The 6,196-nt window shown below is 70.8% G+C and carries 2 protein-coding genes; both read right to left on the minus strand.

The window, feature by feature from the left end:
* Positions 1 to 2,839 (minus strand): amino acid adenylation domain-containing protein (locus ACM14_RS29890; protein ID WP_139093531.1); only part of this gene is annotated, 2,839 nt, incomplete at its 3' end.
* Positions 2,839 to 6,196 (minus strand): amino acid adenylation domain-containing protein (locus ACM14_RS29895; protein ID WP_254662165.1); only part of this gene is annotated, 3,358 nt, incomplete at its 5' end. The genes ACM14_RS29890 and ACM14_RS29895, both read right to left, overlap by 1 nt.

A 6,196-nucleotide genomic window follows, 5' to 3' on the forward strand; every position in this document is an offset into this window, starting at 1 on the left:
CAGGCTGGGCCAGCAGCTGCGACTGCACCTCGCCCAGCTCGATGCGGAAGCCCCGGATCTTGACCTGCTGGTCGGCACGGCCCAGGTATTCGAGTTCGCCCTGAGCGTTCCAGCGCACCAGATCGCCTGTGCGGTACAGGCGCTCGCCCGTCTCGCTGAACGGGTTGGCAATGAAGCGCTCTGCCGTCAGCCCTTGCCTGTTGAGATAGCCGCGTGCCAGTCCTTCGCCCGCCACGTACAGCTCCCCGGCCACACCCTGCGGCAGCAGGTTCAGGCTGCCGTCCAGCACATACAGGCCCAGGTCGGGTATCGCCACGCCAACGGGGCTGCGGCCTCCGTCCAAATCCGCCTCGGTGATCTGCCGGTACGTCACATGCACCGTGGTCTCGGTGATGCCGTACATGTTGATGAGTTGGGGGCTCTGGTCACCGAAGCGGTCAAACCAGGGCCGCAGGCTCTCGGGCTCCAGCGCCTCGCCGCCGAAGATCACCTGGCGCAGGGACAGGCCAGCGCCGCCTTCTTCGTCCTGATCCACGGCATGGACCAGCTGCCCGAAGGCCGAGGGCGTTTGATTGAGAACCGTTACGCGCTCGGCACGCAGCAAAGCCAGAAAGTCCTGGGGCGAGCGGCTGACCCAGTACGGCACCACCACCAGCCTGCCCCCCGTGCACAGCGCGCCGAAGATCTCCCATACCGAGAAGTCGAAGGCGTAGGAATGGAACAGGGTCCAGACATCGTCAGGCCCGAAGCCGAACCAGGCATCGGTGGCATCCAGCAGCCGTGCCACGTTGCGGTGGCTCAGTTGCGCGCCTTTGGGTTTGCCTGTCGAGCCCGAGGTGTAGATCACATAGGCCAGGCTGTCGGCCGAGACTTCAACCTGCGGATCGGTACCGGGTTCGCCCGACAGGTCCAGCGTGTCGATCTCCAGCACCTGCAGCGCAGCAGCGCCGGGAATGCGCTCGCGAACAGCAGCCTGCGTCAGCACCAGGGCAATGCCGCTGTCCTCGACCATATGTGCCAGACGATCCGCCGGGTAGTCCGGGTCCAGCGGCACATAGGCGCCACCGGCCTTGAGGATGGCCAGCAGTCCCACCACCATCTCCACCGAGCGCTGCATGGCAATGCCCACGCGCGTCTCCGGGCGCACGCCCAGGGCGATCAGGCGGCGGGCCAGGCGGTTGGCCTGGGCGTCGAGTTCGGCGTAGGTCAGTCGTGCGGACTCGCAGGTCAACGCCATCGCATCCGGCCGTTGCTGCGCGCTTGCCGCAAAGCGCTGGTGCAGGCAGGCGGGCTGCGCAGGGTTGAGGGCAGGTCCATTGCGTGTACTGCGGCGCGCACTGCGGTCCAGAAGCTGCGCCTGCTCATCGCCGGGCAGCAGTTGCACCTGGTCCAGCGCGCACTGCGGCGCATGCGCCAGCGCCTGCAGCAGCAGCGACAGATGCGCGCCCATGCGCTGCACCGTGGCCGGCTCGAAGCGCTCGCGCGCATAGGCAAAGCCCAGCTGCAGGCTGCCGTTGGCGCGGCGGCTGGCGTGCAGGGTCAGCTCGAACTGGGCGGCCAGGCCGTCCAGCTCCAGCTTCTGGATCTCCAGGCCCGCCAGGCCGGCCGCCTCTTCGTGCTGGTAGTTCAGCATCACCTGGAACAGCGAGCTGCCGTCCAGGCTGCGGCGCGGCTGCAGCGCCTCGACCAGTTGCTCGTAGGGCAGGTCCTGGTGGGCCAGGACCAGGCGGACCCGCTCGGCCAGCTGGGCCAGCAGCTCCTGCAGGCGCATGCGGGGATCGAGCCGGCCACGCATCACCAGCGTGTTGACGAAGAAGCCGACCAGCGGCTCGGCCTCGGGCTGGTTGCGGTTGGCCACGGGCACGCCCACGCGGATATCGGTCTCGGCGGTATAGCGGTGCAACAGGGCCTGGAACCCGGCCAGCAGCGCCACGAAGAGGGAGGTACTCTGCTCGCGGGCGCGCTGCTCCAGTCCGGCCACCAGGCTGGCGGGCAGCTCCAGCCGGTGCCAGGCGGCATGCCAGCGGGTCTCGGCGCCCGGCGCGCGGGCATGGTCGGCGGGCAGCTCCAGATGCAGGTCCTGCCCCCCGGCCAGCTCGGGCAGCCAGTAGTCCAGCAGGCGCTGCCTTTCCCCGGCCTCCAGCCAGTCGCGCTGCCAGGCGGCGTAGTCGGTGTAGGCAATGGGCAGCGGCGGCAGGCGGGTCGGGCGCTGCTGCACCAGTGCCGCGTACAGGCCGGCGAACTCCTCCAGCAGGATCTGCATGGAGCGGCCGTCGGAGATGATGTGGTGCATCACCACCACCAGCAGGTGCTGGCGGCTGTCCAGGCGAACGGCGGCCACGCGCAGCAGCGGTCCGCGCGTCAGGTCAAAGGGCGTGAGGCACAGGCGCTCGGCTTCGGCCAGGGCCCGCTCGCGCCGCTGTGAGGCAGGCAGGGAGCTGAGGTCGATCAGCGGCAACTCCAGGGCCAGCTGCGGCACGATGCGCTGCCGCGCCAGGCCGTCGGGGCTTTCCTCGAACACCGTGCGCAGTCCGCCGTGGCGCTCCAGCAGCACGCCGAACGCCTGCCGCAAGGCCGCCAGATCCAGCTCGCCATGCATCCACGAGGCCTGGGCGATGTGGTAGGCCGAGCTTTGCGGGTCCAGCTTCCACAGGAACCACTGGCGCAGCTGCGCATGGGACAGGGCTTCGGTCTGGTCGGACGAGGGTGCGCGCACGGGGATGGGGAAATGCGAGAGATCCAGTCCCTCGGCCCGGATCTTTTGCAATGCCAGCGTGCGCTGGGCAGGGCTCAGGCTTGCAAAGCGCTCGGCGATTTGGCGCAGGCGGCCACGGTCCATCAGATATCTCCCAGAGTTTCGAGAAAGGAATCCAGCGCATCGAGCGCCTGCGCATCCGCGCCTGTCGTGCCTGTTGCACCCGCAGCATCCGCGCTGCCATGGGCTGGCAGGCGCACCAGGCCCGCCATGTCCTGCAGCACCGGGGTGCGGAAAACGTCCTGGGCGGTCAGCCCCGCAGCGCCTGCCCCCTGCAGCCGCGCCAGCAGTTGCACCACCTTGAGCGAGTGCCCGCCGCGCTCGAAGAAGCTGTCGCGGCGGTCCACGCGGCCACCGCCCAGCAGCTCGGACCAGAGCCCGGCCAGCATTTCCTCGGCCTGCCCCGAGGGCGCCTCGTAGGACTGGCCGGCCGGTGCCTGCGCCGCAGGCAGCGCGGCACGGTCCACCTTGCCGCTGTTGTTCAGCGGCAGCGTGTCCAGCACCACGATGGCGGACGGCAGCATGTAGTCGGGCAGGCCGCTGGCCAGTCTTGCGCGCAGTGCCGCAGCGTCCAGGGGAGGGCCTGCATGCAGCGGTGCATGTAGCGATGCATGTAGAGATACGTGCGCCACAAGGCGCGTATCACTGCCGGACCCCGCTGCCGTGACCACGGCCTCGCGCACCTCGGGCTGGGCCAGCAGTGCGGCCTCCACCTCGCCCAGCTCGATGCGGTGGCCGCGGATCTTGACCTGGTGGTCCAGCCGGCCCAGGTATTCGAGCGCGCCATCGGCATTGCGGCGCACCAGGTCGCCCGTGCGGTACAGGCGTTCGCCAGCCGCGTCCGGTCCCGCGAAAGGATCGGCCACAAAACGCTCTGCGCTCAGGCCCGGCCGCTGCCAGTAGCCGCGCGCCAGGCCCTGGCCGCCAATGAACAGCTCCCCGGCCACGCCTTGCGGCACGCAGCGCAGTCCTTCGTCAAGCACCAGCAGCCGGGTGGCCGCGATGGCCTGGCCCAGCGTGGCGGCATCGCCCTGCACCTGCTGCAGGCTGGACCAGATCGTGGTCTCGGTCGGGCCGTAGAGGTTCCAGAGGTCCACGCCCGCCGCGCGCAGCAGGGCGATCAGGTCCGGCGCAAGCGCCTCGCCGCCGCACAGCGCCTTCAGCGGCCGTGCCGCCTTCCAGCCACCGGCCAGCAGCAGGCGCCAGCCCGAGGGCGTGGCCTGCATCACGCTGGCGCGGCTGCGCTCCAGCAGCGCCGCCAGCGCGGCCGCGTCGCGCACCTGTTCGCGCCCGGCCACCACCAGCTGCGCGCCCACGGCCAGGGGCAGGAAGATCTCCAGGCCCGCAATGTCGAAGGACACGGAGGTCGTGGCCAGCACCACGTCCTGCGCCTGCAGGCCCGGCTGTGCCGCCATGGACTGCAGGAAGTTGGAGAAGGCCGCATGCCGCACCACCACGCCCTTGGGCCGGCCGGTGGAGCCCGAGGTGTAGATCACATAGGCGGCCTGGTCGCCATGCACCTCGACGCGGGGCGCGCGTTCAGTGCCTGCCGGCGGCCCTGGCTCCCTTGCCTCCAGTACCTCCGGCGCCTCCAGCTCCTCCAGCTCCAGCACCTTCGGCACGCTGGCGGCGAGCACGGCCAGCCGGCCCGGCGCCAGGCCCGAGGCCAGCACCAGGCAGGCCCCGCTGTCCTGCAGCATGTACTGCATGCGCTCATCGGGCAGGGCCGGATCGACGGGCACGTAGGCAGCGCCCGCCTTGAGGATGGCCAGCAGGCCGGCCACCATGGCGGCCCCGCGCTCGGCCACCAGGCCCACGCGCTGCCCGGGCCGCAGCCCCTGGGCGATCAGGGCCTGCGCCAGGCGGCTGGCCCGCCGGTCCAGATCGCCGTAGCTGAACACCTGCCCGTCCGCGGTCAGCGCCGGGGCCTGGGGCCGCTGCCTTGCCTGCGCCTCGAACATGCGGTGCACCGGCAAGGCCTGCGGCCAGGACCGGGGGTTGCAGGCCTGCGCCAGCAGCGCCTGGCGCTCGGCCGGGGGCACCACGTCCAGCGTGCGCAGGTCGCGGCCGGGCTGCTGCTGCAGCGCCTGCACCAGCGCCTGCAGGGCCTGCTGCATGTAGGCGCAGACGCGCCCGGCCCCTACGCTGCAAACCACCTGGGCGACGAGCACAAAGCCCTGGCCGTCGTCATCCACGGCCATGCCCACGGGATAGTTGCTGCGCTCGGGGCGGCCCAGCACCTGCACGCCGGCCCGGGCCAGCTCTTGCGCAGCGCCCTCGGCCGCGCCATGCCGGTAGTTCAGCAATGCGCTGAACAGCGGCGTTCCCGCAGGCAGGCCGCTGCAGCGCTGGGCCAGCGACAGGCTGGCATGCTCGTGCTGCAGCAGCGCCGCAAGCGCCGCCGCGGTGCGGCGCAGGCCCTGGAGCACGCTGCCTTCGCCCAGCGGCAGGCGCAGCGGCAAGGTGTTGATGAACATGCCCAGCGCCTGCTGCGCACCGGCGCCGCCGTCCATGCGGCCCATCAGCACGGTGCCGAAGACCGGCTCCTGCCTGCCGCTGGTCCGGGCCAGCACCAGCGCCCAGGCCAGGTGGCAGAGCGCGGCGGGGCTGACGCCGTGCGCACGCGCCTGGCGGCGCATGCCCTCGGCCAGCGGTGTGTCCAACCGCAGGCGGGCCTCCTCCATGCCACGGCCATCGCCTTGCACATCCAGCAGGCCGAAGGCGGCCGTGGGCTCCTGCACATCGGCCAGCATGCGGCGGAAGAACCGCTCGTGCGCCTCGGCCGCCACGCCCTGGCGCGCCTGCGCCACAAAGCGCCGGAAGGGCACAGGCACCGGCAGCTCGGCCACGCGGCCCTGCTGAAGCCGCAGCACTTCCTGCAGCAGCAGGTCCAGCGTGATGCGGTCCATCACCAGGTGGTGACTCAGCAGCTGCAGCAGCCAGCGGCCTTGCCCGGCATCGTGCGCGGCCCGCGCCCCTATCATCGGCGCCTGCCGCACGTCCAGGCGCAGGTCGTGGCTGCGCAGTTGCTCCAGCATCTGCGGCACCAACGCCTCATGTGCCCCATGTGCCTCATGCGACCCATGCGCCTCATCCGCATCAGGCCACTGCAGCTGCAGCGGTGCCTGGCGCAGCACCACCTGCACGGGCTCGGACAGCCCCTCCCAGAGCACGGCCGTGCGCAGGATGTCATGGCGCGCAATCACCTGGTTGAGGCTGTGCACGAAGGATTGCAGCTGCTCGCGCGCCCCGAAGCTCAGCAGGTTGGGCGAGACAAACACATCGCCCCCGGACTGCAGCAGGTGGTGGAACAAAATTCCCTCCTGCAACGGCGCCAGCGGGTAGATGTCCTGGATGTTGGCTGCGCCACCGGGCACCGCAGCGGCAATGCGTGCAATCTCATCCTCATCCAGCGCCACCAGGGTCAGCATGTCCGGCGTG

This window comes from Delftia sp. JD2, assembly GCF_001682645.1.
GTDB classification, from domain to species: Bacteria; Pseudomonadota; Gammaproteobacteria; order Burkholderiales; family Burkholderiaceae_C; genus Comamonas; species Comamonas acidovorans.